Source organism: Streptomyces sp. NBC_00846, assembly GCF_045207325.1.
In the GTDB taxonomy this organism is placed as follows: domain Bacteria; phylum Actinomycetota; class Actinomycetes; order Streptomycetales; family Streptomycetaceae; genus Streptomyces.
Genome location: NZ_CP108846.1, coordinates 376,200 through 400,974 on the forward strand (window position 1 = coordinate 376,200; position 24,775 = coordinate 400,974).

The window sequence follows — 24,775 nt, forward strand, 5'->3', positions numbered from 1 at the left end:
CTCCTCTCCCGCTGGAGCCCCTCCGTGTCCGTCCTCTCCGCTCCCGTCGCCCCCGCCGCGTCCCCGCCGGTCTTCTCCCTGGAGGAGATCGCCGCCCGGGCCCGACGGATCCGGGAACCCGTACACATCGTCAGCGGGCCGAGCGGCCGTGAACTGGGGCTCGCGGCCGGTCCCGTACCCGACGGCCCGGTGCTCGGGACGCTGCCGCCGCTGTACCCCGAGTGGCTCGGCGGGCGCACCTTCTGCGAGGCGCACGGCGTCCGTTTCCCTTATGTGGCGGGCGAGATGGCGAACGGCATCGCGACCACCCGGATGGTGTCCGCGATGGCCCGGGCGGAGATGCTCGGGTTCTTCGGCGCCGGCGGTCTGGCGTATGCCGATGTGGAGCGGGCCGTGCACGCGCTGGCCGGGGAGCTGCGGTCCCGTTCGAACTGGGGCGTGAACCTCATCCACTCACCGGCCGAACCCGCGCTGGAATTCCGCGTCGCCGAGCTGCTGCTGCGCTGCGGTGTGCCCCGGATCTCGGCGTCGGCGTTCATGGAGCTCACCCCGGCCGTCGTGCTGTGCTCGGCCCGGGGACTGCGCCGCGGCGCCGACGGCGGAATCGTCCGGCGCACGCGGATCCTCGCCAAGGTCTCCCGGCCCGAGGTGGCCGAGAGGTTCCTCTCGCCCGCCCCGGCCGCGCTGCTGGACCGGCTCGTCGTCCAGGGGAAGCTGACCCCGCAGGAGGCCGGCCTGGCGGCCCTGGTGCCGGTGGCCGAGGACATCACCGTGGAGGCCGACAGCGGAGGTCACACCGACAACCGGCCGTTGTCGGCCCTGCTGCCGAGGATCGCCCTGCTGCGCGACGCGCTGTGCCGGCGATTCGGCTACCGCCGACCGGTCAGGATCGGCGCGGCCGGCGGGCTGGGCACGCCGGCCGCGGTGGCCGCGGCCTTCGCCCTCGGCGCGTCCTACGTGGTCGTCGGATCGGTGAACCAGACGGCAACCGAGGCGGGCCTGTCCGAAGAGGCCAAGACGATGCTCTGCGAGGCGGATGTCGCCGATGTGGCCATGGCACCGGCGGCGGACATGTTCGAGCTCGGTGTCACGCTGCAAGTACTGTCCCGCGGGACGATGTTCGCCCAGCGGGCCGGCAGGCTCCACGCGGCCTACCGGGCGCACGGTTCGCTGGAGGAGATCCCAGCCGCGGTGCGCGCCGCGATCGAACGGGACGTGTTGCGCGCCTCGTTCGACGAGGTCTGGCAGCACACACGCGCGTTCTGGGAGCGGCGCGATCCCTCGGAGATCACGCGTGCGGAGGCCGATCCGAAGCACCGTATGGCGCTGGTCTTCCGCTGGTACCTGGGCAGTTCCAGTCGGTGGGCGATCAACGGCGAGGCGGCCCGGCGTACCGACTACCAGATCTGGTGCGGGCCTGCGACGGGCGCGTTCAACCGCTGGGTGGCGGGCACGTTCCTGGCCGAACCGGCGAACCGGTCCGTGGTGCAGATCGCGCTCAACCTGCTGGAAGGCGCCGCGTTGCTCACCCGAGCCCATCAACTGCGCACCTATGGAGTTCCGTTGCCATCCGAGGCATTCGTCTACACTCCGCGCGAGCTGGCATGAGCGGCCACGGCGCCCCGGAGGCGTCAGCGGCAGCCGTCCGGCCCCGAGGAGACAGCGTGTCCGCCCGCACCCGTGGGCAGGTGCCCGTCGCCGTGGTCGGTGTCGGCGCCCTGGTGCCCGGCGCGACGGACGCGGCAGGCTACTGGCGGATCCTGACCGGCGGCCGGGACCTGATCACCGAGGTGCCCGCCTCCCGCTGGCTGGTGGCGGACCACTACGACCCCGACCCGGCCGCCCCCGACAAGACGTACGCCCGCCGCGGCGCCTTCCTGCCGGAGGTGGACTTCGACCCGTTGGCGTACGGTGTGCCGCCCGCCAACCTGTCGGCGACGGACACCTCCCAACTGCTCGCCCTGATGGTCGCCGACCAAGTGCTGACCGACGCCGGCGGTCTGTCGGGCATGGACCGGGACCGGGTCGGCGTCGTCCTCGGGGCGGCCTCCCTGGAGCTGCTCCCCCACATGTACGGGCGCGCACATCGCCCGGTGTGGCTGAAGGCGCTGCGGGAGAGCGGTCTCGCCGAGGCCGAGGCGCAGGCCGTGTGCGACCGTATCTCGGCGCACTTCAGCCCGTGGCAGGAGTCGACGTTCCCCGGCCTGCTCGGCAATGTCGTCGCGGGCCGGATCGCCAACCGGTTCGACCTGCACGGCACCAACCACACCACCGACGCCGCCTGTGCCAGCTCCCTGGCGGCACTGTCCACGGCGGTCGGTGAGCTGGCGCTCGGGCGGACCGACCTGGTGATCAGCGGCGGTGTGGACACCGGGAACGACATCGGCATGTTCCTGTGCTTCTCCAAGACGCCCGCGCTTTCCCGCACCGGTGACTGCCGTCCGTTCTCGGATGCGGCGGACGGCACCATGCTCGGCGAAGCGGTCGTCATGTACGCGCTGAAGCGGTTGTCCGACGCGGAGCGGGACGGCGACCGGATCCACGCGGTGATCCGGGGCATCGGCACCTCGTCCGACGGCAGGAGTACGGCGATCTATGCGCCGCTTCCCGACGGTCAGGCACGGGCTCTGCGACGCGCCTACGAGGAGGCGGGTTACGGTCCGCAGACCGTGGAACTGGTCGAGGCCCACGGAACCGGCACGAAGGCCGGGGACACCGCCGAACTGACGGCGCTGCGCGAGGTGTTCGAGGCGTCGGGACGTACGGACGGGCAGTGGTGTGCGATCGGCTCGGTCAAGTCGCAGATCGGCCACACCAAGTGCACGGCGGGCGCGGCGGGGCTGCTCAAGGCGGTCATGGCCCTGCACCACAAGGTGCTGCCGCCGACCATCAAGGTCGACCGGCCGATGCCGGCGGCCGCCGCCCCGGACGGCCCGTTCTACGTCAACACCGAGGCCCGGCCGTGGGTGCGTTCCGCCGGTCATCCGCGCCGGGCGTCGGTGTCGAGCTTCGGGTTCGGGGGCAGCAACTTCCACGTCACACTGGAGGAGTACGTGCCCTCGGGCACCCTGGCGCGGGTGCCGCCGCGCCATCGCTCCGCACCGAGCGAACTCGTCCTGTTCAGCGGCGCGTCGCCGTCCGACCTGGTGCCGCCGGAAACGTACGGCGACCGTCCGCTGTCCGCGCTCGCCCGGGAGAGCCACAGCGCGTTCTCACCCACCGATCCGGTGCGGCTGGCCGTCGTCGCCACGGACTCCGAGGACCTGAGGGAGAAGTACGCGCAGGCGCTCACGCTGATCCGGCAGCGGCCCGGCACGGCGTTCTCGACACCGAACGGTGTCCGGTACGCCTTCGGGGACCCCGTGCCCGGCCGTCTCGCATTCCTGTTCCCGGGGCAGGGATCCCAGTACGTCGGGATGGGCACCGGCCTCGCGATGCTGTCACCGGCCGCCCAGGCCGTGTGGGACCGGCTGGGCGGCACCAGCTTCGACGGACGGCCCCTGCACCGGGTGGTGTTCCCGCCGCCCGCCTTCGGCGACGAGGAACGCGCGGCCCAGGCTGCGCTTCTGGCCGCCACCGAGTGGGCGCAGCCCGCTCTCGCGGTGCACGCGCTCGCCTTGCTGGCCGTACTGCGGGGTCTGGGCCTGCAACCGGACTGCGTGGCGGGCCACAGTTTCGGTGAGCTGGTGGCGCTGCACTGCGCGGGTGCCCTGGACGCCGATGCGCTGGTCGGTCTGGCCCGCAGGCGCGGTGAGCTGATGCGGGACGCGGCCGGTGTACCGGGCGCGATGCTGGCCGTGGCGGCGGATCGCGAGCACGTGATGGCGGTGCTGGCCGGTGACGAGTTCGGCGACATCTGGCCGGCCAACCTCAACTCCCCTCTTCAAGTGGTGCTTTCGGGCTCGGGGGAGGCTGTCGCGCGCGCCGAGAAGGCGTTCGCGGCCAAGGGTGTCGGCACACGCCGGCTGACCACTTCGACCGCCTTCCACAGCCCGCTGGTCGCCCCGGCCGGTGAGCCGCTCGCCGCGTTCCTGCGCACGGTCCCGCTCACGAAGCCCCGGATCGAGGTGTACGGCAACGCGGACGCGGAACCGTACCCGTCGTCGCCCGACGGGGTACGCCGCCGGATCGCCGACCACCTGGCCTCACCCGTGCTCTTCCAGGACCAGATCGAGGCGATGTACGCGGCAGGGGTGCGGACCTTCGTCGAGGTCGGCGCGGGCACCGTGCTGACCGGCCTGGTCGGACAGATCCTGGGTGACCGCGCGCACGCGGCCGTCCCCCTGGACCGGGCGGACCGGTCCGGGGTCGGCACCCTGCACACCGCGCTCGGTGAACTCGCCGTCCGCGGTATCCCTCTCGACTTCGATCCCCTCTGGGCGCCGTACGCCTCGCCCGGAACCTCAGTGAAGGAGCGCAAGCCCCGGATGACCGTGAAGATCAGCGGAGGCAACTACGGTCAGCCCTACCCGCCCCGCACCGGAGCCGCCGAACCACAGCCGCCCGTGCCCGCGCCGGAACGCGGGCCGGAACACCACCCGCAGCCCGCCCCCTCGTCCGACATCCTGGTGGTTCCCATGTCCGCGTACGCACCCGTTCCCGCCCGCACTCCGGAGCCGTCGGCCTACGGGACGGCACCCGTCCAGGAACCGGAGCCCGCGTACGGGGCCGAGCCGTCGCACGACCCCGAGCCCGCGTACGGCGCTGAGCACGATGTCGCCCTCGGCCCCGAGTGGTACGCCGCGGTGGAGAGCGTCCAGCGGCAGACTGCGGAGGCCCACGCGGCCTGCCAACGCATGCTGACCGACAGCCATATGGCTTTTCTGCGGATGACCGAGACCACCCTGGCCGCGATGCTCGGGGCACAGGGCGTCGGCGCCGTGCCCGACGCCCCGGCTCCCCCGGCACCGCTGCCGCTCCCCCGCCCTTCGGCACCCGGGCGTGCCCCGGCACCCGCGACACCGCCCCCGGCAGCGGTCGGCGTTCCCGTGACCGTGCCCGCCTTCGTACCCGCCGGGCCCGGCGCGGTCCCGTCGCCCGCACCGGTCGCCGCCGAGGAACGGGCCCCGGCCGCGGTCCCGGTGGCCCTCTCGGCACCGGCCGCCGATGCCGCGCCCCTGTCGGTGCCGGAACTGGAGAAACTACTGCTCTCGGTGGTGGCCCGGCTCACCGGCTACCCGACGGAGATGCTCAACGTGGACATGGAGTTGGAGGCGGATCTGGGAGTCGACTCCATCAAGCGCGTCGAGATCCTGTCGGCCGTACGCCAGAGAGTGGGCGACGTGGCGACGGGAGACATCGCACAGCTCGGCAGGCTCCGCACGCTGCGCGAGATCGTCGAGGCACTCACCGCGGCCGGCCGGACGCCCGGGGCCCCGGCGCCGGAGGCCCCGGCCGTGACCGGACCCCCCGCCGTCCCAAAGATCCCCGCCATGCGCACCGGGTCCGGGTCCGGGTCCGGGTCCGGGTTGGGGCAGGAGACGGTGCTGACGAGGCTGGTGCAGCGCGCGGTGGAGTCACCGGCGTCCGGTCTGGCGACGGCGGGGCTCCTGGACGGGCCGCTCGTGGTGGCGGGCGGGGGCGCCGACGGCGACGCGATCACCGCCCTCGTCGCACGGAAGCTGGCGGAGCACGGCGTGGACGCCACCGCCGTGGCGGAGGTGCCCGAGGACGCGCGCGGAGTCGTGCACCTCGGCGGGCTGACCGGTGGCAGCACGCCGGACGATGCGCGGGAGGTCCACCGGTCGGTGTTCCGGGCGGCGCGCGCGGTGGCGGCACAGGCCGCCGAACGGGGCGGACTGTTCGTGACCGTGCAGGACACCGGAGGCGACTTCGGGCTCGACGGCCACGCACCCGACCGCGCGTGGCTGGGCGGCGTCGCCGGTCTGACCAGGACCGTGGCGAAGGAGTGGCCGGGTGTCCCGGTCAAGGCCGTCGACTGCGAGCGGGGCGGTCGGAGCGACGAGGAGGTCGCCGAGGCGATCGTGCGGGAACTGCTGGAAGGCGGCCCTGACCAGGAGTCAGGTCTCCGCGCGGACGGCACCCGCACCACCCTGCGGACGGTACCCGCGCCGGTGACGCCCGACAGCACCCGGCGGATCACCTCGGAGTCGGTGATCGTGGCCACCGGAGGGGCGCGCGGGGTGACCTCCGCCGCGCTGCTGGACCTGGCCAGGACCCACCGTCCGCGGATCGTGCTGCTCGGCAGGACGGCACCGGCCCCTGAGCCCGCAGGGCTCGCGTCCGCCGCCGACGAACCGGCGCTCACCCGTCTGCTCGCCGAGCGTTCGGCCGAGGGCGCGGAGAACTCCTCGCCCGCCCGGATCGCGGCGCGGGCCCGGGAGATCCTGGCCGCGCGCGAGGTGCGGGCGACGTTGGCGGCCCTGGAGGCGGCGGGATCCCCCGTCCGGTACGTCCAGGTGGACGTCCGCGACGGCGACGCCGTCGCCTCCGCACTGCGTGACGTACGTGACGCGTGGGGGCCGGTCACCGGCATCGTGCACGGTGCGGGAGTACTGGCCGACAAGCGGATCAGCGACAAGACCGACGAGCAGGTCGAGCAGGTGATGTCGACCAAGGTGGACGGTCTGCGCGCGCTGCTGGCCGCGACGGCGGACGATCCGCTGGACGTGATCTGCCTGTTTTCCTCGGTGGCCGCCGTGTTCGGCAACGCGGGGCAGAGCGATTACGCCATGGCCAACGAGATCCTGGGCCAGGTCGCCTCGGCGGAACAGGCCCGCCGCCCCGGCTGCCTCGTGCGGTGCGTCGCCTGGGGACCGTGGCGCGGCGGCATGGTCACACCTGCTCTGGCCGGGCATTTCGGCCGGTCCGGGGTTCCGCTGATCCCTCTGGAGGAGGGGGCTGCCGCTTTCACGGCCGAGCTGGACGGCACAGCCGGTGAGGCCCGCGTCGTCCTGGTGGCCGGAGACGATCCGGCGGCCCTGTCCCCCGCCGGCGATCCGTGCCCGGCGCAGCTGCTGGTCCGGGTGGACAACCTGCCGCAGCTGGCCGACCACGCGCTCAACGGAGTTCCCGTGCTGCCCGTGGCGATGGTCCTGAACTGGTTCGCGGGGGCGGCCACCGCCTGGCTGCCGAATACCGGCCCACTCGTCCTGCGCGATCTGCGGGTGTACCAGAAGTGCACGCTGCCCGAACTGGCCGGCACAGGCCACCGGCTCACCGTGCACGGCAGCCGGGGCGCGGCCGGTTCGTCGACGGGGCTGGAGACGGAACTGCGCGGGGAAAGCGGGGTGGCGCACTTCCGGGCCGTGCTGGACACCGGGAACGAAGAGCCGGATCCGGCCGCGTGGGGCAGCCCGGACGACCTCAAGCCGCTGGACCGCACCGAGTTGTACGACGGGGAGAGCCTCTTCCACGGCCCCCGCTTCCACTCCGTCCGCTCGCTGCACGGTGTTTCGGAGCACGGAGCCGAGGCGACCGTCGCGGGCGTGCGCGACTTGGAATGGTCCGGTGGGCACTGGCCGCTCGACCCGGCCGCCATGGACGGCGCGCTCCAACTCGCCCTGCTCTGGGCGCAGGAGGTACTCGATGCGGCCACGCTGCCGATGGCCGTCGCGGAGTGCAGGGTGTACCGGCGCGGCCCGGTGGACGGCACGGTGCGGTGTGTGCTGCGAGCCAGGAAGGTTCACAGCACGGGGGCGCGCTGCGATGCGGCGCTGATCGACGCCGATGGAGCCGTCCGTCTGGAACTGCTCGGCGTGGAACTCGTCCGCCGCCCCTCCTGAGCCCGGCCCCTCCCGCCCAGCCCCGCCCTGCCCTGCCCTGCCGTGAAGTGAGACCTGCATGGAATTCGAACCGATCGCCGTCGTCGGCCGGGGCTGTGTGCTGCCCGACGCGCTCGATCCGGACACGTTCTGGGACAACATCGCCGCGGGCCGCACCAGCCTGTCGGCCATCCCGGAGGGCCGGTGGCGGCTGCCGCGCCACTGGGCCATGGGCTCGGTGGACGACCATCTCGACCGCACCTGGACCGATGTCGGCGGGTACGTGCGGGGGTTCGAGTCCGTCTTCGACCCCGGCGTCTTCCGCATCGCCCCGGAGCGGATCCTGTCGCTGGACCCGCTCTTCCACTGGGTCATGTACGGCGTCCGGCAGGCACTCACGGAGGCGGGCCGCGAGGGCCCTCTGCCGCGCGCGGGGCTGGTGCTGGGAAACCTGTCCTATCCCACGCCCACAGGGGCGGCTCTTGCCGAGCACGTCTGGCTGTCCGCCCAGCGGCCCCCGCTCCGTGACGCCCTGCTGACGGGAGAGCACCGGCAGCGGCCCGATGCCCGGAATCGCTTCTCGTCCGGGCTGCCCGCCCGGCTCGCGGCTCGAGCCCTCGGGCTGGGGGCGGGCGCGTGGTCCCTCGACGCCGCCTGCGCGTCGTCGCTGTATGCCGTCAAGCTGGCGTGCGACCGGCTGCACGACGGCACGGCGGACCTGATGGTGGCCGGTGCGGTCAGCCGGGCGGACCCCCTCTATCTGCACGTCGGCTTCTGCGGGCTGTCCGCGACGAGCCGCACGGGGCGCAGCAGGCCCTTCCACCGGGACGCGGACGGGCTGGTGCACGGAGAGGGCGCCGGGTTCGTCGCCCTGATGCGGCTGTCCGAGGCCCGCACCGCCCATCTGCCCGTGCTCGGTGTGATCCGCGGTGTCGGGTTGTCCAACGACGGGCGCGGCGCCGGGCTGATCAGCCCGTCGGAGGAGGGCCAGGTCCGTGCCATGCGCCTGGCGTACGACGCGGCGGGCGTCGCGCCCGGGACCGTGTCTCTCGTCGAGTGCCATGCGACGGGGACGCCGGTCGGGGACGCGGTGGAGGCGCGCGGCATGGCCCGGGTCTTCGGCACCGGTGACGACGTGCCCATCGGTTCGGTGAAGTCGAACGTCGGGCACCTGCTGGCCTCGGCGGGCATGACCGGGCTGCTGAAGGTGCTCGGCGCGCTGCGTGCGGGGATCCGTCCGGCGACGCTCGGCGCGCATCGGCCGCTGGAGGCGCTGGCGGGCACGCCGCTGCGGGTGCTGACCGCGCCGGAACCGTGGTCCGGGCCGCGCCGGGCGGCGGTGAGCGCGTTCGGGTTCGGCGGGACCAACGCCCATCTGGTGGTGGACCTGCCGGACTGCGACCCGGTGTCCGCCGTACCGCGGCCGATCCGCCCGGCCGCAGCCGTGCCCGCCCCGACCTGGGTGCGGGAATCGCCGGGCGGCCGTGCGCCTGTGGCGATCGTCGCTCTCGGCGCCCGAGTCGGCGACGGGACCTGTACGGAGGACTTCCGGCGGGCGGTGCTGGGCGGTGAGCGACGTGGCCCCGCCCCCGGGATCGCCGTGGAATTGAGGGACCTGTGCTTCCCGCCACTGGCCCTGGAGCGAACGGTGCGCCATCAGCTCCTGGTGCTGGAGGCCGCCCGGGAAGCCGTCCGGTCGGTGTCCCTGCCCCGGGAGCGGACCATGGTGGTCATCGGCATGGGGGTGGACCCCGAGGTGGCCCGTGCGGGCGCCCGCTGGAGGGTTCCCCACTGGCTGGAACGGGCCGGGCTTGCCGCCACGCCCGAGTCGGCGGACCTCGCCCGGAACGCATTCCTGCCGCCCATGACCGCGGAGGGAGTGGTGGGCACCCTGCCGAACCTGGTGGCGAACCGGATCAGTACCCAACTCGACCTGGCCGGACCGGGTTTCGCGGTCTCGGCGGAGGAGGCGTCCGGGCTGGTGGCGCTGGAACTCGCGGTCCGGGCCGTCCGGTCCGGGGAGGTCGACGCCGCGCTCGTCGGTGCCACCGACCTGTCCTGCGAGGCGGTGCACCGGACCGCCCAGCGGGATCTCGGCCGCGAGGACGAACCAGGGGACGCCGCCATCGTCCTGGTCCTCAAGTCCGTGGACACCGCGCGCAGGGACGGCGACACCGTCGTCGCCCTGCTCGACGAGGACGCCACCGGCGCACCCGACGTGGTCATCGGGGACGGCCCTGACGCGGTGTTCGACCCGGCGTCGGCCTTCGGGCGCGCTCACGCCGCGTACGGGCTGGTCTCCGTCGCGGTCGCGGCGCTCTCGCTCCAGCACCGTGCGGTGCCGCGTCCGGGCGGACCTGCGGATACCGCGACCGTCGCGCACACCGCGAAGGCCGCGGTGACACCGTTGGAAGGGCCCACCGCCAGTGTCCGGCTGCGCGCGGGGGACGCGCGGCCGTGGCTGCGGGGCCCGGCTCCGCGCCTGCACGTCTTTTCCGGGGCCGACCGCCGGGAGGTGCTGGCCGCGCTGGAGTCCGGTGCGGAGTCCGACGCCGGACCGGCCCGGCTGGCGCTCGTGGCCGACGACGACTTGTTGCCGGGCCGCAAGGAGGCCGCCCGCCGCTGGCTGGCCGAGGGCGGAGCCCGTCCGGCCGATGTGCTGTACCGGGACAGGCCGGTCACGGGGCAGACCGCGTTCGTGTACACCAACGGCTCGGCAGCGTATCCGGGTATGGGCCACGAGCTGATGCTCGCGCTGCCGTCGCTCGGCGAGGCCGTCCGTGCCAGGCACGGGGCGACCGGTGCACGACAGCGGTCCCGGGCGGCGCGCGGAGTGCTCGACCAGATCTGGGGTGCCGCCGAACTCGCCGTCCACCACACCGTGTTCACCCGGGATGTGCTCGGGCTCCGGCCGGAGGCCGCTCTCGGGTACTCCTCGGGCGAGTCGGCCGCCCTGGTGGCGCTGGGGGCCTGGCCGGACGCCGCAGGGCTGTACGACGCCACCCGGGACAGCGGTCTGTTCACGACCGAGCTCACCGGTGAACTCCGGACGGTGCGGCGCCACTGGGAGCGTCTGGGCGTCGAGGGCCGACGCTGGTCGAGCTATCTGGTCAGTGCGCCCCTGGAAGCGGTCCGTGCCGAGCTCGCCGCCGAGGTCGCCGTCCATCTGATGGCGGTGAACGCCCCCGGAGTCTGCGTCATCGGCGGCGAGTCCCGCGCGTGTGCGGCCGTCGTGGCCAGGATCGGCGCCGACCGCGCGATCGAGCTCGACTACGACATGGCCGCCCACGCACCGGAGTTGGCGGAGATCCGAGAGGTATGGCGTGCGGTCCATCGTCGCCCGACCGTCGACGTGCCCGGTGTGCGGTTCTACAGCGGGGCCACCGGGCAGTCGTACCGGCCGACGGCCGAGCGGGCCGCCGAGGCGCTCACCGCGCAGGGACTGAACACGATCGACTTCGCGGCCACGGTCGAGCAGGCGTGGGCCGACGGTGTCCGGGTCTTCGTGGAGCACGGGCCGCGCAAGCTGTGCACCGGCTGGATCAAGCGGGTACTCGGCGACCGGGACCATGTGGCCGTCGCCCTCGACGCCCCGGGCGACACCCGGCTGCGGCAGCCCTGCCTGGCGGTGGCCGAACTCGTCGTGGCGGGCGTGCCGGTACACGCCGACGAGTGGTTCGCCCGGCTCGCGGAAGCCGCCACCGAGACCCCGCGTCCCGGGCCCACCGTCACCGTGCCCGTACCCGCGCCTCCCTGTCTGCCGCCACTGGAGCCGGCCCCGGTAACCCTGCCCCGGGCCCCCGAGCTGGCGCCGGTACCGGACCGGGAGGCCGAACGGTCCGACACACCGGCCGGCGCTGCCGTGCTCTGGCCCGGTACCGCGGGGCCGCGCCCCCTGCCGGACGTCCGGCCGACAGGCTGGGACGGGCGCGATCCGCGGGCGGCGGGCGCCCGCGCCGCAGTCCTCCGTCAGAGCCTGCGGGTCGCCGCGCTGCACCAGGAGATCACCGCCGGACACACCGAGGCCCATCAGCGGTTCCTGCGGGTGTCCGCTCTCGCCGTCACCGCGCTGCGCAGCACCGTGCCCGTTTCCGTACGGCCACCGGGCCTCCCTGCCCCGCGTCCGACCGGGCCGCCGCCGGTCCCGGTACGGCCCACGCCCCGCTCGGCGTTCCTGCCCGCTCCCCCGCCGGAAGTGGCACCCGCACCACTTCTGAGGCCGGGGCCGAAGTTCGACCGCGCCCAGCTGGAACACCTCGCCTCCCGGGAGATCTCCACACTGTTCGGCCCGCGGTTCGCCGAGCAGGACGGGTACGCGGTGCAGACGCGGATGCCCGAGCCGCCGATGCTGTTCGCGGACCGGGTCACCGGCATCGACGCCGTGCCGGCGGCGCTCGCCGCGCCCGGCCCGGTGCGCACCGACGGGACGATCTGGACGGAGACCGATGTACGGCCCGACAGCTGGTACCTGGACTCCACCGGACGTATGCCGGCCGGGCTGCTGATCGAGGCGGGCCAGGCGGATCTGCTCCTGCTCAGCTGGCTGGGCGTGGACCTCCTCAACCGGGGCGAGCGCGCCTACCGGCTGCTCGGCTGCGAGGTGACGTACCACGGCAGCCCGCCGCAGCCGGGCGAGACCCTGCGCTACGAGATCCACATCGACGGCCACGCGGAGCACGACGGCATCCGGCTGGCCTTCTTCCACTACGACGCTTACGTGGACGGCGAACTCCGGCTCAGCGTCCGCGAGGGCCAGGCCGGGTTCTTCACCCCCGAGGAACTGGCGGGCGGCGGAGGTGTGCGGTGGGATCCCGCCGAGCGTCCGCCCGGCGACGACCTGCCACTCGATCCGCCGGCCGTGCGTTGCGGACGGACCCGCTTCGACGCGGACCGGGTACGGGCCCTGGTCCGGGGGCTGCCGGTTGACTGCTTCGGCCCCGGCTGGGAGGCGACGGCGGCCCACGTCCGCTCACCTCGGCTCGACGACGGCAGGCTGCGGCTGATCCACGAGGTGACCGCGTTCGACCCGGCCGGAGGGCCGTGGGGCCGCGGCTATCTGCGGGCCGAGACCCCGCTGTCGCCGGACGACTGGTTCTTCGCGGGGCATTTCAAGAACGACCCCTGTATGCCGGGCACCCTGATGCTCCAGGGCGGTCTCCAGGCGATGGCGTTCTACCTGGCGGCCATGGGCTTCACCGTGGACCGGGATGGCTGGCGTTTCGAGCCCGTCGGCGGTCACCCCTGCAAGGCGATGTGCCGCGGCCAGGCGACTCCGGCCGGCCGGCGGGTCGTCTACGAGGTGTTCGTGCGCGGTGTCTCGGCCGGGCCTGTGCCGACGCTGTACGCCGATGTGCTGGGCTCGGTGGACGGGGCGAGTGCGTTCCTGGGCCGGGACGTGGCGCTGCGGCTCGTACCCGACTGGCCGCTGTCGCACTGGCGGCACTCGGGCCCGCCCGTCGTGCAGGGCAGCGGTACACCGGTGCCGCTCCCCCTGCTCGGCGGGCTGGCCGGGCACCGGGAGAAGAAGCCGGTGGCGACGGCGGCGGATGGATTCCCCTTCGACTACACCTCGTTGCTGGCGTGTGCCTGGGGCAGACCGAGTGAGGCGTTCGGTACCGCGTACGAGCCGTTCGACGGCACCCGTAAGGTCGCGCGGCTGCCCGGTCCCCCCTACCACTTCATGAGCCGGATCGTCTCGGTGGACGGTCCGCAGGGCGGTATGCGGGAGGGCAGCGGTGTCGTCGCGGAGTACGACGTGCCCGCGCGGGCCTGGTACTTCGAGCAGAGCGGCGGCCGTTCGATGCCGTTCGCGGTCCTGATGGAGATCGCGCTGCAACCCTGCGGGTGGCTGGCCTCGTACGTGGGCAGCGCGTTGACCACCGAAAGGGATCTGCTGTTCCGCAACCTCGACGGGGCGGGAACGGTCACCGGTGAGGTCACTCCGGCGACGGGTGCGGTCCGCACCCATGCCGAACTGACGCGTGTCTCCCGGAGCGGGGACATGATCATCGAGTCGTTCCGGGTGAGGTGCACGGCCGACGGCGTGCCGCTGTTCGAACTCTCCACGGTCTTCGGCTACTTCCCGCCGTCGGCCTTCGACCACCAGCAGGGCCTCACGGCGTCGGCCCAGGACCGGGCCCGTCTCGACGAGCCCTGCGACCGTGTGGTCGATCTGACCGCCCGGCCCGCTCGTTACTGCGCCGGGGAACCGCGGCTGCCGGGCCCCATGCTGCTGATGCTCGACCGGATCACCGGTTCCTGGCCGGACGGGGGCAGCATGGGGCTCGGGCGGCTGCGGTCGGAGAAGGACGTGGTCCCGGACGAGTGGTTCTTCCGGGCCCATTTCTTCCAGGACCCGGTGCAGCCGGGGTCGTTGGGCGTCGAGGCCATGTGCCAGCTGCTCCAGTACCACCTGCTCGAGCGCGGCGCGGCGGACGGCATTCCACGCCCCCGGTTCGAGCCGGTGCTGCCCGGCCGCGAGACGACCTGGACGTACCGCGGCCAGATCACCCCGGCCAACCGGCTGATCCGGGTGGACATGGACATCGTGGAGAACGGCACGGACGCGTGGGGGCCCTACGCGACGGCGGACGCGTCGCTGTGGGGCGATGACACGTGCATCTACCGGGTGCGCGGGCTGGGCATGCGTGTGGTGTCCGATGTGGCTCCCGGACCCTCACCCACTCCATGACGACCTTCTCCGTCGGCGGGCGCGACACCGTGGTGAAGCTCAGGGCGTCCAGCCGTCGCGTGCACCCCTCGGCCCGCGCCGGCCGGGTGGCGACCTCTTCGATCGCACGCTCTTCGGCCTGGTGGAGGGCTGAGCAGACAATGGTGGTGACCTGGTCGGCCGTGGGCGGCTCGATCAGTGCGGTGCGCATCTGCTTGAGCAGTCGGCGCGGATCGGCTCCTCGCGGCGCTCGTCGCGCCAGATCTCATCGACCAGCCATGAGGTGAGCTCCACCATGCGGGTGCGGGTGCGCTCGTGACGGCCGGTCAGCTCCCGCAAGCTCGGTGCCGAGGGAATCGGCTTCACGGGCGGCGGCCTCGTCCTTGCCGACGTCCGCTCTGCCTTGCCGCAGGACCTCCAGTACCTGTCCTTCGTGCTGCCGTGCGTGATCGTTGTCTTGGTGGAGGCGGGTGGTGCTGTCGGTGTCAGGAGCGGCGGACCTCGTCGTATGAAACCACGGCCTGCTCACTGGGCCGGTGGAGGCGATCGCGTCGGCGCGGGTGGCACTGACGTCTGTGGGCCGCGGAGCGTGCGCGGCGAAATGAGACGCGAGCGTCATCGAAGATCACGACTGGGCGCCGTGTAGATCATTTAGGGTGAGGCATCGTCGTAGCGTCCCCCGTTCAACTTTCACATGATAAAGCCCAGTTCGAGTGTGCGGGCGGTCCGCGTGGCCGCTCGTTCGCAGGGCGGGGGACTCTGCGCTCCGTCTCCCGAAAGGAAGCACATGCCTCAGCACGTCCGGTTCGACCTCCCCTTCAACACTCCCGTCAGCCCGCATCTGGAGTACGCCCGCGACCGCCATCTGCTCTGGGTGCGGGAGAGGGGGCTGGTGCGCAGCCAGGCCGGCTTCGAGGAATACCAGTCCTGGGACCTCTCACAGGCCGCGGCCCGCACCTACCCGCACGCCTCGGCGGACGACCTGGTTGTTCTGATGAATTGGTTCTCCCTGGCCTTTCTCTTCGACGACCAGTTCGATGCCGGCCGGGCGGACCGGGCGGACCGGATAGCGGAGGTGGCGCGGGAGCTGATCGCCACGCCACTGCGTCCGGCGGGCACCGCGCCACGGGTGGTCTGCCCCATCACCCTGGCCTGGGTGGAGGTCTGGGAGTATCTGTCGAATGGGATGTCCCTGACATGGCAGGCACGGTTCGCCGCCTCCTGGGGGCGGTTCCTGGTGGCGCACTGTGAGGAGGTGGACCTCGCAGCCCGCGGGATGGCCGCGACGCTCGGGCTGGACGCGTATGCCGGCTTTCGGCGCCGCACCGTCGGCATCCATCACAGCATCGACGCGGGCGAGCGCAGCCGCGGCTTCGAAGTGCCGGCTGCGGCGATGGCGCATCCGCTGATGGAACGGATGCGGGATCTGGCCGCGGACACCATTGGGTTCATGAACGACATCCACTCCTTCGAGCGCGAACGGCGTCGCGGGGACGGCCACAACCTCATCGCCGTCCTGCGCCGGGAGCGGGACTACTCGTGGCAGGAGGCCTCTGACGAGGCGTACCGCATGACGACCGGCTGCCTCGACGAGTACCTCGGTCTTGAGGCCCGCGTCCCGCAGATGTGCGACGAACTGGGCCTCGACGCGGATGAGCGGGCCCGGGTGGGGATGGGCGTGGAAGGCGTCCGCCACTGGATCAACGGCAACTACGAGTGGGCGCTGACCACCGGCCGGTACGCCGCGGACAAGGACGGCCCGGTGGCCACCGCCGAGTTGGCCGGGCGGGGATCGGTGGACGACCTTCTGACCATGTGAGGCGAGCGCACCGCCCTGCCGGGCGGGGATCGGTGGACGACCTTCTGACCATGTGAGGCAAGCGCACCGCCCTGCCGGGCGGTGCGGTCAGACGGCGAATTCGACCGGCAGGCTGTCCAGCCGCGACTCCCAGGTGGAGGCCGTGGAGGTGAGTTCCGACGGCGACACCGCCAGGCGCAGCCCCGGCAGCCGGTGCAGCAGGACGTCGACCGCCGTCTCGATGATGGCCTGGCCCAGGTTCTGTCCGGGGCATTCGTGCGGGCCGGCGCTGAAGGCAAGGTGCGAGGCGTTGCCCTGGACCGAGATACCGGTGTCGGGGCGGATCTCGGGGTCGTGGTTGCCGGCCGCGAGGCCCAGCACGAGCAGATCGCCCTCTTTGACCGGGCAGCCGCCGAGTTCCAGGTCGGCGGTGGCGAACCGCCCCGGCAGCACCGCGAGCGGCGGGGAGTTCCACATCACCTCCTCCACGACCGCGGACAGGTTCAGCTGCCCGCTCACGAGACCGGACAGCCAGGAGGCGTCGGTGAGGACGAGCTGGAGCGCCCGGGCCAGCAGGTTACTGGTCATGGTGTGGGCTGTAATCAGCACCAGGCGCAGGTGGTTGACGATCTCCTCCTCGTCGAGACCGGAGTGGTGCTCGATGAGGCCGGAAGCGAAGTCGGATCCGGGTTCCGTGCGCTTGCGCGCGGCGAGTTCACCGAGGATGCCCATGATGCGCTCGTTGTGCGTGAGGGCGTCCGCGCCGCCCTTGATCACCTGCTTGCTCGACTCGGCGAGGTTGCGCCCTTCTCTCTCGGCGAGTCCGAAGACGCGGGTGAGGACGAGCATCGGCAGGTATTCGGCGAAGTCGGCCACCAGGTCGGCCCGGCCGGTGTCGGCGAACGCGTCGATCTGCTTGTTCGCGAAGTGCGTGATATGACGTCGGATGCCCCGGCCGGCTACGGCGTACAGGTTGTCGGTCACCGCCCCGCGCAGCCGGCGGTGCGGTTCGCCGTCCTGCGAGACGCAGTCCGGGCGCCATCCCACCATCTGCATCAGCGGGGACGTCGCGTCGATCCGGCCCTCCCTGAAGTCCCGCCAGATCCGCGAGTCGCGGCTGAACTGCAGGGGGTTGTCCAGCACCCGCCGGTTCTCCCGGTAGCCGAGCACCAGCCAGGCGGGGACGTCGCCCTCCAGCAGCACGGGCGCGACGGAGCCGTACTCCCCCCGCAGCCGTCTGTAGATGACGTGGGGATCGGTCGACACCGCGGGGCCGTAGAGCCGGATGACGTCCTCTCCGTTGACGACGGGGCATCCGCCGTCAACGGGTCCGGGCAGGGTCTGGTCGTTCATCGGAGCTCCAGGGCGGTGACCGAGCGGTCCTTCAGATGCCGGATCAGGGTGACGAGCACATCACGGCTGGCGGCCCGGTCGCGGGCGTCGAAGGAGACGACCGGCGTATGCGGGGGGATGTCCAGGGCGTCGCGGATCTCATCGACCGGGTAGTCACAGGAGTCAGGGAAGACATTGAGCGCGATGACGAAGGGAACCTTCTGCCGCTCCATCTCCTCGATCGCCCGGAAGCTGGAGGCCAGCCTCCGGGTGTCCACCAGGACGACCGCACCGAGCGCACCCTTGAACAGACCGTTCCACAGGAACCAGAACCGCTCCTGGCCGGGCGTACCGAACAGGTACAGCATCAGCGAGTCGTTGAGGCCGATCTTGCCGAAGTCCAGGCTGACGGTGGTCTGTGTCTTCTCGGCGACGCCGATGAGGTGGTCGACGTCGGCGCTGGCCTCGGTGAGAGTCTCCTCGGTGGTCAGCGGCTTGATATCGCTGACCGAGCGGACCATGGTGGTCTTGCCCGTGCCGAAGCCTCCGGCGATCATCACCTTCACCGAGCGGGTGCCCCCGGCACCCGACCGCCCGGGTTGGTCAAAGCCTTTGAAGTCCACTGAGTACCTCCTCAAGGAGCGCCAGGTCGGGGCCGCGCCCGGCGTCGTGTGCCGGGATGGGGTCACGGGCTTCGATACGGCCCGCCTGGAGCAGGTCGGACAGCAGCACCGCGAGAATGTTGAAGGGCAGATGGAGGTGGGCACCGAGTTCCGCCACCGCCAGCGGATCGCGGCATCGCCGAAGGATCTCCTCGTGCTCGTGCTGCATACCCGGCAGGGGGACAGCCCGTGAGACCACGAGGGTCGCCACGTCGAGAGTCGAAGCCGAACCGCCCGGTCCGCTGCGCCCTCCGGTGAGGACGTAGTAACGCTCAAGACCGGACGGGTCGGCCGGCCCGCGGAGAGCACTCATCCAGAGCGCTCCTCCAGGCGCGGCGTGGTGCCGAGGAGTTCACCCATTCTGCGGGCGAGGTCCCTCATCTGGTGACCGAGCAGGCCCTGGTCGAGGCCCTCGCGGGCCAGGACACCGAGATACGCCTCCATGCCCGCGCGGACCACGAAGAGGTGCCCGCCGTCCACTTCGATCATCGCCAGTCGCAGCTGCCCCGCGTGCTGCGGGAACTGCTCGGCAACCGGTTGGGCCAGGGCCTGCAGCCCGGCCACCACGGCGGCGAAGCGGTCCACGTCGTCGGGGTCTTCGGCGCCGTGGGCGGTGATGGCCTTGCCGTCGCTGGAGGCCACGAGGGCGAAGCGGATCTCCTGGATGCTCTCCACAAGGTCGCGCAGCGCCCAGCTCACGTCTGTTCCCTGGTGCGTCATGGGGACTAGTCGCTCTCTTCAGTACGGTGCTCGGTGGACGCTCCACCGACGGTCGTGTCACGGTCGCCCGCGGCCTCGGGTGTCGGGGAGGCGCAGGCCGACGGGCCGGGGTCGCGTCCAGCTGCGGCAAAGGCAGCGAGGCCGGCGAAGGAGGCGTCCGGCGGAACGGCGAAGACGGCAGCCCGGTCGGCGCGCTCTGACGGCGTCGATCCGGTAGCCGGCTCACCGCGTCGGCTCCGGCGCCGGGGCAGACCGCCCGGCGTGGTGTCCACGGCCTCATCGGCGGGGGCAGAGACTGCGGTCGGTCCGTGCTCCGGGGCCGCCTGTGCGACGGCGGGCGGGGCGTCCCCGGCCGACGCGGTCTCCGGAGCGGTGACGGCGGGCGCCGGGGGCGAGGCGAGAGTCGGCAGCGGGCTGAAGTACTTGTGCGGTACGACGACCACGACGGAGGTGCCCAGCCACGGCGAGTCGGCGAAGGTAACGCGGATGCCGTAGCGGCGGGCGAGGATACCGACGACGCGCAGGCCGATGTTCGCGTCCTCCGAGATACCGCCGAGGCCCGCGCCGGGCGCGGAGCCCGCGAGGGCGTGTTCGGCCTCGCTCTTCTTCTCCTCGCTCAGGCCCTTGCCGGAGTCCTGGATCTCGATACCGACGCCGTTGGGGACCTCCTTGCCGGAGACAACCACCGGCTCGGCGGGCGGCGAGTACCGCGCGGCGTTGTCCAGCAGGTGGGCGAAGATCAGCGTCAGATGGTCCACCAGGCCGCCGTCGACACCCAGTTCGGGCAGATGGCGCACCTGGACGCGTTGGAAGTCCTTGATCCGGCCGATGCCGCCGCGCACCACACTCAGCAGACGCTGCGGATCCTGCCACTGCCGGCCCGGGCGGTCGGAGCCGCCGAGCACGCCGATGCTGGCGGCGAGGCAGTCGGCGGGGCCGATGGCCTGGTCGAGTTCCATCAGGCCCCCGGCGACGGCCGGCAGCCGGCCATGCTCGCCCTGCATGTCGTGCAGCCGGCCACGGAGCTTGCTGGTCAGGACGTGGATGCGGTTACCGACACCGATGACCGCCTGTTCGGCGGAGGTCGAGCGGTCGATCTCGGCCTCGATACCGATCAGCGCGGTCCTGATGACCTTGCCCAGTTCGGCCTGCAGGTCGGCACCGGCCTTCACGCGCTGCTCGACGTCCGGCAGAATGTCGTCGATGGCGTCGCCGGCGCGCAGCCGCCGCATCGCGTCGGGCAGTTGCTCGTCGCCTAGCCGGGACACCGCGGCCAGATGGTGGTCCACGCGCTCCTGCAAGGACTCGGCCTGCTCAGCGAACCGGGTCTCGAACGCCGTGACCTGCTCCGCCAGCTGCGCCTCGTACGTCCGCGCCTGCTCGGCGAGCTGTCCCTCCCGGGCGGCGAGCTGGGTGCCGAAATTCCGCTCCATGCCGGCCACATGCTGCTGCCACTGCTGAGAGTGCTCGGCCTGTGCGTTGCGGTGAGCCTCCTCGGCCCGGCTCAACTGCGCGCGGGTGCGCAGGAGAAGGCGTACGCACACGGTGCCGGCGGCCGTCGCCGCAAATCCGGCGACGGCCACGGTTATCCGCTCCGAGCTCATGAACGTGGCGGCTATCGTCCCGCCTCCCAGGCCCAGTGGCATCAGCCACCAGCTGCGCCAGGCGACAGGGGCCCGCGCAGCCGGAGGCGGAGTGGCGAGTTCCATCTGCATCCTTCGAAGCAAAACAATCGAACAGGGGAGTGCGCGTGGAGACCGCACTGATGAGTACGCACCACGAGCCGATCGGTTACGATCGGTCAACTCGTGGGCACCACCGGGAGCTTATCGGTTACGAACCCTAAAAGATCAATTCCGCGAAGTTGCAGGACTGAGGATCCCGCCGCAGGTCGCCGACCAGCACCAGCCGCACCAGCCGCCCTGATTCCGAACGCGAACCGGTGTTCAGGCCGTACGCCTCGGAGCGCACCGACCACAGCCCCACAATGGCCCCGTCGCCGAACGCCCGCCGGATCGACGTGCTCCAGGGCGTGGGAAGGGGCAGCGGCAGCAGGGAACGCACGTCCCGCAGCGCCGGCGACATGGGCTCGCTGATGACGCTTTCAACCGCGGCTGCCGACGCGCCTGAACGCACCGGCACGAGCCCCTGACCGTGACGGGCGCCGGCTACCTGCTGCGGCCGGGATGTGGCGTTCTGTGACAGCCGGTCATACGGGCTGCCGCTGGTGAGAGCGCGGACACCTCCCGCGTGCAGGTCGTGCTCAAGGGGGCCGGGACCAGCGGCCCGAACCTGAAGGCGCTGTTGCAGTACGTCTGTTTCCGCAGTTCATTGATATCGCCCACGGCTGGCCGGTCGCCGCGCGGACCGGGCTGCTCGGCATGCCGCACCTGACCGCATGCTCCGTTGTCTGCCTTGCCGTCGGTGTCCTGGCCCGCGCAGTCCTGAAGACCCGGCCTCGGCCGCCCGGGCCGTCACCCGCATCAGCGGTGCCATGATGATCGCCATCGGCGCCTTCCTGCTCGTGGAACGCCTGGCCGGCTGAGGAACTTGTCCCGCTCCACCCGACACGGACTCGAAGGAGAGCATGTACGTGGAAGACCAGACGCAGCAGGAACAGGCAAGCCCCGCCGTGCAGAAGCGTGTTCAGGACAGCTTCGACCGCCAGGGCCTCATGGCCCACCTCGGCGCGCGCCTCGCACACATCGGCCCAGGCCGCGTGCACATCGTTCTTCTGGCCCGTCCAGAGGTGTCCCAGCAGCACGGCTACGTCCACGCGGGAGCGACCAGTGCCATCGCGGACAGCGCCGGCGGTTACGCGGCGCTCACGCTGTTCTCCGAGGACTCCGACGTCCTCACCGTCGAGTACAAGATCAACCTCCTCGCACCCGCCGTCGGCGACCGCCTGGAGGCGATCGGCACCGTCCTGAAACCCGGACGCACCCTGACTGTCTGCCAGTTGGAGGTGTACGGTGTCCGGGAAGATGGCGAGCGCAAGCTCGTCGCCAACGGGCAGCAAACGCTGATCCGCATCAGCAGGCCTGCCCAGTGAGCCCCCAGTCGTCTCTTGCGATCTTGTGCGGCCTCTTGAAGTCATTACCGCCGTTCGGGAGCCTCGTTCTTCCTCCGCTCAGTCCGAGCAGTCGCAAACGCCGTCAGTCCGCTGCCCAGCAGAGTGCCGACGATCGCGATGGCCGTGGCCATCAAAGTGCTCGTCACAGGCAGACATTGCGAGGCAGGGCCCCGCATCCGCGCTCGCCCCCGCAGGTAACACTGCACGCCATCGGCGGCCCGGCAGCGGCCGGCCATGCCATATGTGTAGACGACCGGCCTGCCGCTGCCCGGTCCGTCCGTGCCCCTCACCACAGCCCTGTCCGGCCCCGGCCTGTTGCTGGTCACCGGCCCCAACGGCAATCGTGTGCGGTGGGGAACGCTGGGCGCCGGCCGCACGGGCGTCATGACTGTGCGCGCACGGGATCGATTCCTCCAGCGCCCGTCTCGGGCGAGTCTGCGTCATGCGCTGCTGTGTGTGACGGATGGTTACCGTCGGGGCCGGCTTCGGATCCGATGCCCCGCTGCAGAGAAGGGATTTCATCCATGGCGCATGAGCAGATCCTGGTGCTTGCCGCGACGGGCGGGCAGGGCGGTGCCGTGACCGACGCGCTGCTCGTCCGCGGGGCCCGGATCAGGGCGCTGGTCCGCGACCCCGGCCGGAGTGCCGCGCGGCAACTGGCCGACCGGGGTGTGGAGGTGGTTGCGGGTTCCCTGAACGATCCCGGGTCGCTCGCCGCGGCCATGAAGGGGGTGGCCGGTGTCTTCGCGTTCACCACCCCCTTCGAGGCCGGCGTCGAGGCGGAGGTGGAACAGGGGCGGGCGATCCTCGCCGCAGCGGCGCAGGAACGCGTTCCACATCTCGTGTTCAGCTCGGTCGCCGGGGCCGGCCAGGACAGCGGGGTACCGCATTTCGAGAGCAAGGCGCGCATCGAGGCGGAACTGGCCGCGGGCGATGTGCCGTACACAATCCTGGGGCCGACGTACTTCTTCGACAACGCGCTCGGCGGAGCGCGGCGCATCCTCGACGGCGTGCTCGATCTCCCGCTGCCGCCCGATCGGCCGTTGCAGCAGCTCGCCCGGCCCGACCTCGGCGCGTTCGCCGCGGACGTGCTGCTCGACCCCGCTCCGTACATCGGACAGCGCATCGACCTGGCCGGCGACGCACCCACTCCCACGCAGATGGCGACCGCGCTCGGCGCGGCGCTGGGACGGGAGGTCCGCCACGAGTACGTCCCGCTGACGGCCATCGGCAATCCGGACATGCACGCGATGTGGACGTTCCTGAACGGCCCCGGCTACCGCGTCGACATCCCCGCCCTCCATGCCGCCCACCCGCAGATCCACTGGACGGGCTTCGCCGACTGGGCGCGCCGCACCTGGGCCACCGGGGGCTGAACCGGGCCGTCCGCAGGCCGCCGGCTCGCCGGGCCGCGCGCACGAGCATGCCCGGCGAGCCCCGCCGCCCCCGGGTCTCACGCATCCACGCGATGTGGCGAACATGCCCCACTGGCGCGGTATGTCCGGAAAGCGCACTGACCGAAGGGCGGAGGTCATGTCCCCGGATTCATCCCTGCCGGAACCCGGGCCCTCGCGCACCCCTGCACCACGCACGCGGTGCCCACCCACCGACGCGCTCCGGCGAGAGCGCTGTGGTTGGAGGAAGTTCCCTTCTCCTCTCGAATGTGACCGAGCCCTCGACAGCGTCCGCCCGGAACGAGCGAGCCGCTCGCGTCCGATTCGCCTGGCAGCGTGCCGGTCACAGCCATCCGCAGCGCTGGGCCTGCAAGGCCAGCTGGAAGCGGCTCTCGGCGCCCAGGTGAGCCATCAGGATCTGCAGGCGGCGGTGCAGCGTGCGGCGACTGATTTCCATCTCACGGGCGATGACTTCGTCGCTCGCTCCACCCGCGAGGAGCCAGAGCAGGCGGCGGTCGGCGGGCGGCAGACCGCCTGGGCGGGTGGTGCGGCCATGGAACGGCAGGGCGCTCTGCCAGCACTGTTCGAACAGTGCCACGAGCGCGGAGAGCAGGCCGCACGGCTGCACGACCAGCATGGTGTTGTGCACGTCGGCCTCTTTGATCGACAACGACACGAGCGCGTACGCCTCGTCGATGATCACGAGTTTGACCGGCACCGACGGCATCACTCTGACCTGCTCGCCGGCCTTGACGCACGGTTCGATGACCTCCCTCAGATGGCCCGGATGCTCCAGGGACTCCCGCGAGTACACGACCCGCTGCGTCACCCCGCGGGCGAGCGTGGCCAGCGCGTCGTCCGTGGCCTCGGACAACGGGAAATACGGTGGCGACTCGAACTGCCGAATCTGATCGCGGGCGCTCGCCCAAGCATGACGAATCCTGGGGCCGATGGCGTCGCCGGTGACGACCTCGACGAGATTGTCGTTGTACGCGGCGAGCCGCTGTCGCCGGAACGACTCGAACGCGCCCCCGACGGTGATACGCGACTCCTCGAGTTCGGCTGCCCGGTGCCGGGCGAGGATCTCCAGGCCCGCGGCGGGCGGAACCGGGGCCACCACGTCCCCGCCCTGCTCGGCGGCACTGGCCAGACCAGCGTCCACCAGCACGCCGTACGCCGTGTCGAGTTCCGCACCGTCCAGACCGGCCGTGGTTCCGATCACACTCAACGGAGCGGGGGCCAGCTCCAGCAGCGCCAGATAGACCTGGCCCGCCGCCTGGTCGATGCCCAGAAGCCGAAGGGCCTCGCCGAGTTTCACGTTCTTCATACGCCGAATTATCGACGACTCCTCGCGTCGCTGTGGCCGATCTGTGCCAGTGGCGGTCCTCGGCACCAAGGGCGT

The 24,775-nt window shown here is 71.9% G+C and carries 14 protein-coding genes; 6 read left to right on the top strand and 8 right to left on the bottom strand.

Annotated features, from left to right (window positions below; translation table 11 throughout):
• Nucleotides 1–24: 24 nt before the first annotated feature.
• From OG936_RS01815 to OG936_RS01825, 3 genes are read left to right on the top strand one after another with little or no spacing between them, the layout of a single operon-like run.
• Nucleotides 25–1,608, top strand: a complete 1,584-nt coding sequence (locus OG936_RS01815; RefSeq protein ID WP_406492054.1) for a PfaD family polyunsaturated fatty acid/polyketide biosynthesis protein — start codon at nt 25–27, stop codon at nt 1,606–1,608.
• Nucleotides 1,605–7,745 (top strand): SDR family NAD(P)-dependent oxidoreductase, encoded by a 6,141-nt coding sequence (locus OG936_RS01820; protein WP_406492056.1) that lies wholly within the window; start codon nt 1,605–1,607, stop codon nt 7,743–7,745. The genes OG936_RS01815 and OG936_RS01820 overlap by 4 nt, the downstream gene beginning before the upstream one ends.
• Before the next feature lie 58 nt (nt 7,746–7,803).
• On the top strand, nt 7,804–14,415 hold the full coding sequence (locus tag OG936_RS01825; protein WP_406492057.1) for a beta-ketoacyl synthase N-terminal-like domain-containing protein: 6,612 nt from the start codon (nt 7,804–7,806) through the stop codon (nt 14,413–14,415).
• A gap of 174 nt (nt 14,416–14,589) precedes the next feature.
• Here the strand turns inward: OG936_RS01825 and OG936_RS01830 are convergent, their stop codons facing one another.
• The gene (locus OG936_RS01830; RefSeq protein WP_406492058.1) at nt 14,590–14,760 is read right to left on the bottom strand and encodes a hypothetical protein; all 171 of its coding nucleotides are present in this window, start codon (nt 14,758–14,760) and stop codon (nt 14,590–14,592) included.
• 421 nt (nt 14,761–15,181) lie between these two features.
• Between OG936_RS01830 and OG936_RS01835 the strand changes: the two genes are divergently transcribed.
• Nucleotides 15,182–16,213 (top strand): 7-epi-alpha-eudesmol synthase, encoded by a 1,032-nt coding sequence (locus OG936_RS01835; protein ID WP_406492060.1) that lies wholly within the window; start codon nt 15,182–15,184, stop codon nt 16,211–16,213.
• Between the two features lie 87 nt (nt 16,214–16,300).
• Here the strand turns inward: OG936_RS01835 and OG936_RS01840 are convergent, their stop codons facing one another.
• The 6 genes from OG936_RS01840 to OG936_RS01865 all read right to left on the bottom strand — a co-directional run bounded on the left by OG936_RS01840 (nt 16,301) and on the right by OG936_RS01865 (nt 20,991).
• Nucleotides 16,301–17,545 carry a cytochrome P450 gene (locus tag OG936_RS01840; RefSeq protein WP_406492062.1) on the bottom strand — a complete coding sequence of 415 codons (1,245 nt, stop codon included), beginning with the start codon at nt 17,543–17,545 and terminating at the stop codon, nt 16,301–16,303.
• Nucleotides 17,542–18,147 carry a GTP-binding protein gene (locus tag OG936_RS01845; protein ID WP_406492064.1) on the bottom strand — a complete coding sequence of 202 codons (606 nt, stop codon included), beginning with the start codon at nt 18,145–18,147 and terminating at the stop codon, nt 17,542–17,544. Before OG936_RS01845 ends, OG936_RS01840 begins: the two co-directional genes overlap by 4 nt.
• Nucleotides 18,128–18,499 carry a DUF742 domain-containing protein gene (locus OG936_RS01850; RefSeq protein WP_266744636.1) on the bottom strand — a complete coding sequence of 124 codons (372 nt, stop codon included), beginning with the start codon at nt 18,497–18,499 and terminating at the stop codon, nt 18,128–18,130. Before OG936_RS01850 ends, OG936_RS01845 begins: the two co-directional genes overlap by 20 nt.
• The gene (locus OG936_RS01855) at nt 18,496–18,906 is read right to left on the bottom strand and encodes a roadblock/LC7 domain-containing protein (protein WP_266744637.1); all 411 of its coding nucleotides are present in this window, start codon (nt 18,904–18,906) and stop codon (nt 18,496–18,498) included. Before OG936_RS01855 ends, OG936_RS01850 begins: the two co-directional genes overlap by 4 nt.
• A 5-nt stretch (nt 18,907–18,911) precedes the next feature.
• Complete coding sequence (locus OG936_RS01860; protein WP_406492065.1) at nt 18,912–20,615, bottom strand: ATP-binding protein; 1,704 nt, start codon at nt 20,613–20,615, stop codon at nt 18,912–18,914.
• Between the two features lie 133 nt (nt 20,616–20,748).
• On the bottom strand, nt 20,749–20,991 hold the full coding sequence (locus OG936_RS01865; protein ID WP_406492066.1) for a hypothetical protein: 243 nt from the start codon (nt 20,989–20,991) through the stop codon (nt 20,749–20,751).
• A gap of 502 nt (nt 20,992–21,493) precedes the next feature.
• On the opposite strand from OG936_RS01865, the gene OG936_RS01870 reads away from it, so the two are divergent.
• Both OG936_RS01870 and OG936_RS01875 read left to right on the top strand, forming a co-directional pair.
• The gene (locus tag OG936_RS01870; protein WP_406492067.1) at nt 21,494–21,958 is read left to right on the top strand and encodes a PaaI family thioesterase; all 465 of its coding nucleotides are present in this window, start codon (nt 21,494–21,496) and stop codon (nt 21,956–21,958) included.
• Between the two features lie 545 nt (nt 21,959–22,503).
• Nucleotides 22,504–23,355: an NmrA/HSCARG family protein gene (locus OG936_RS01875; protein WP_406492069.1), complete on the top strand. Its 852-nt coding sequence runs from the start codon at nt 22,504–22,506 to the stop codon at nt 23,353–23,355.
• A 361-nt stretch (nt 23,356–23,716) separates the two neighbouring features.
• Here OG936_RS01875 and OG936_RS01880 read toward each other — a convergent pair whose 3' ends face one another.
• Nucleotides 23,717–24,700 carry a LuxR family transcriptional regulator gene (locus OG936_RS01880; RefSeq protein ID WP_406492070.1) on the bottom strand — a complete coding sequence of 328 codons (984 nt, stop codon included), beginning with the start codon at nt 24,698–24,700 and terminating at the stop codon, nt 23,717–23,719.
• Between the last annotated feature and the right edge of the window lie 75 nt (nt 24,701–24,775).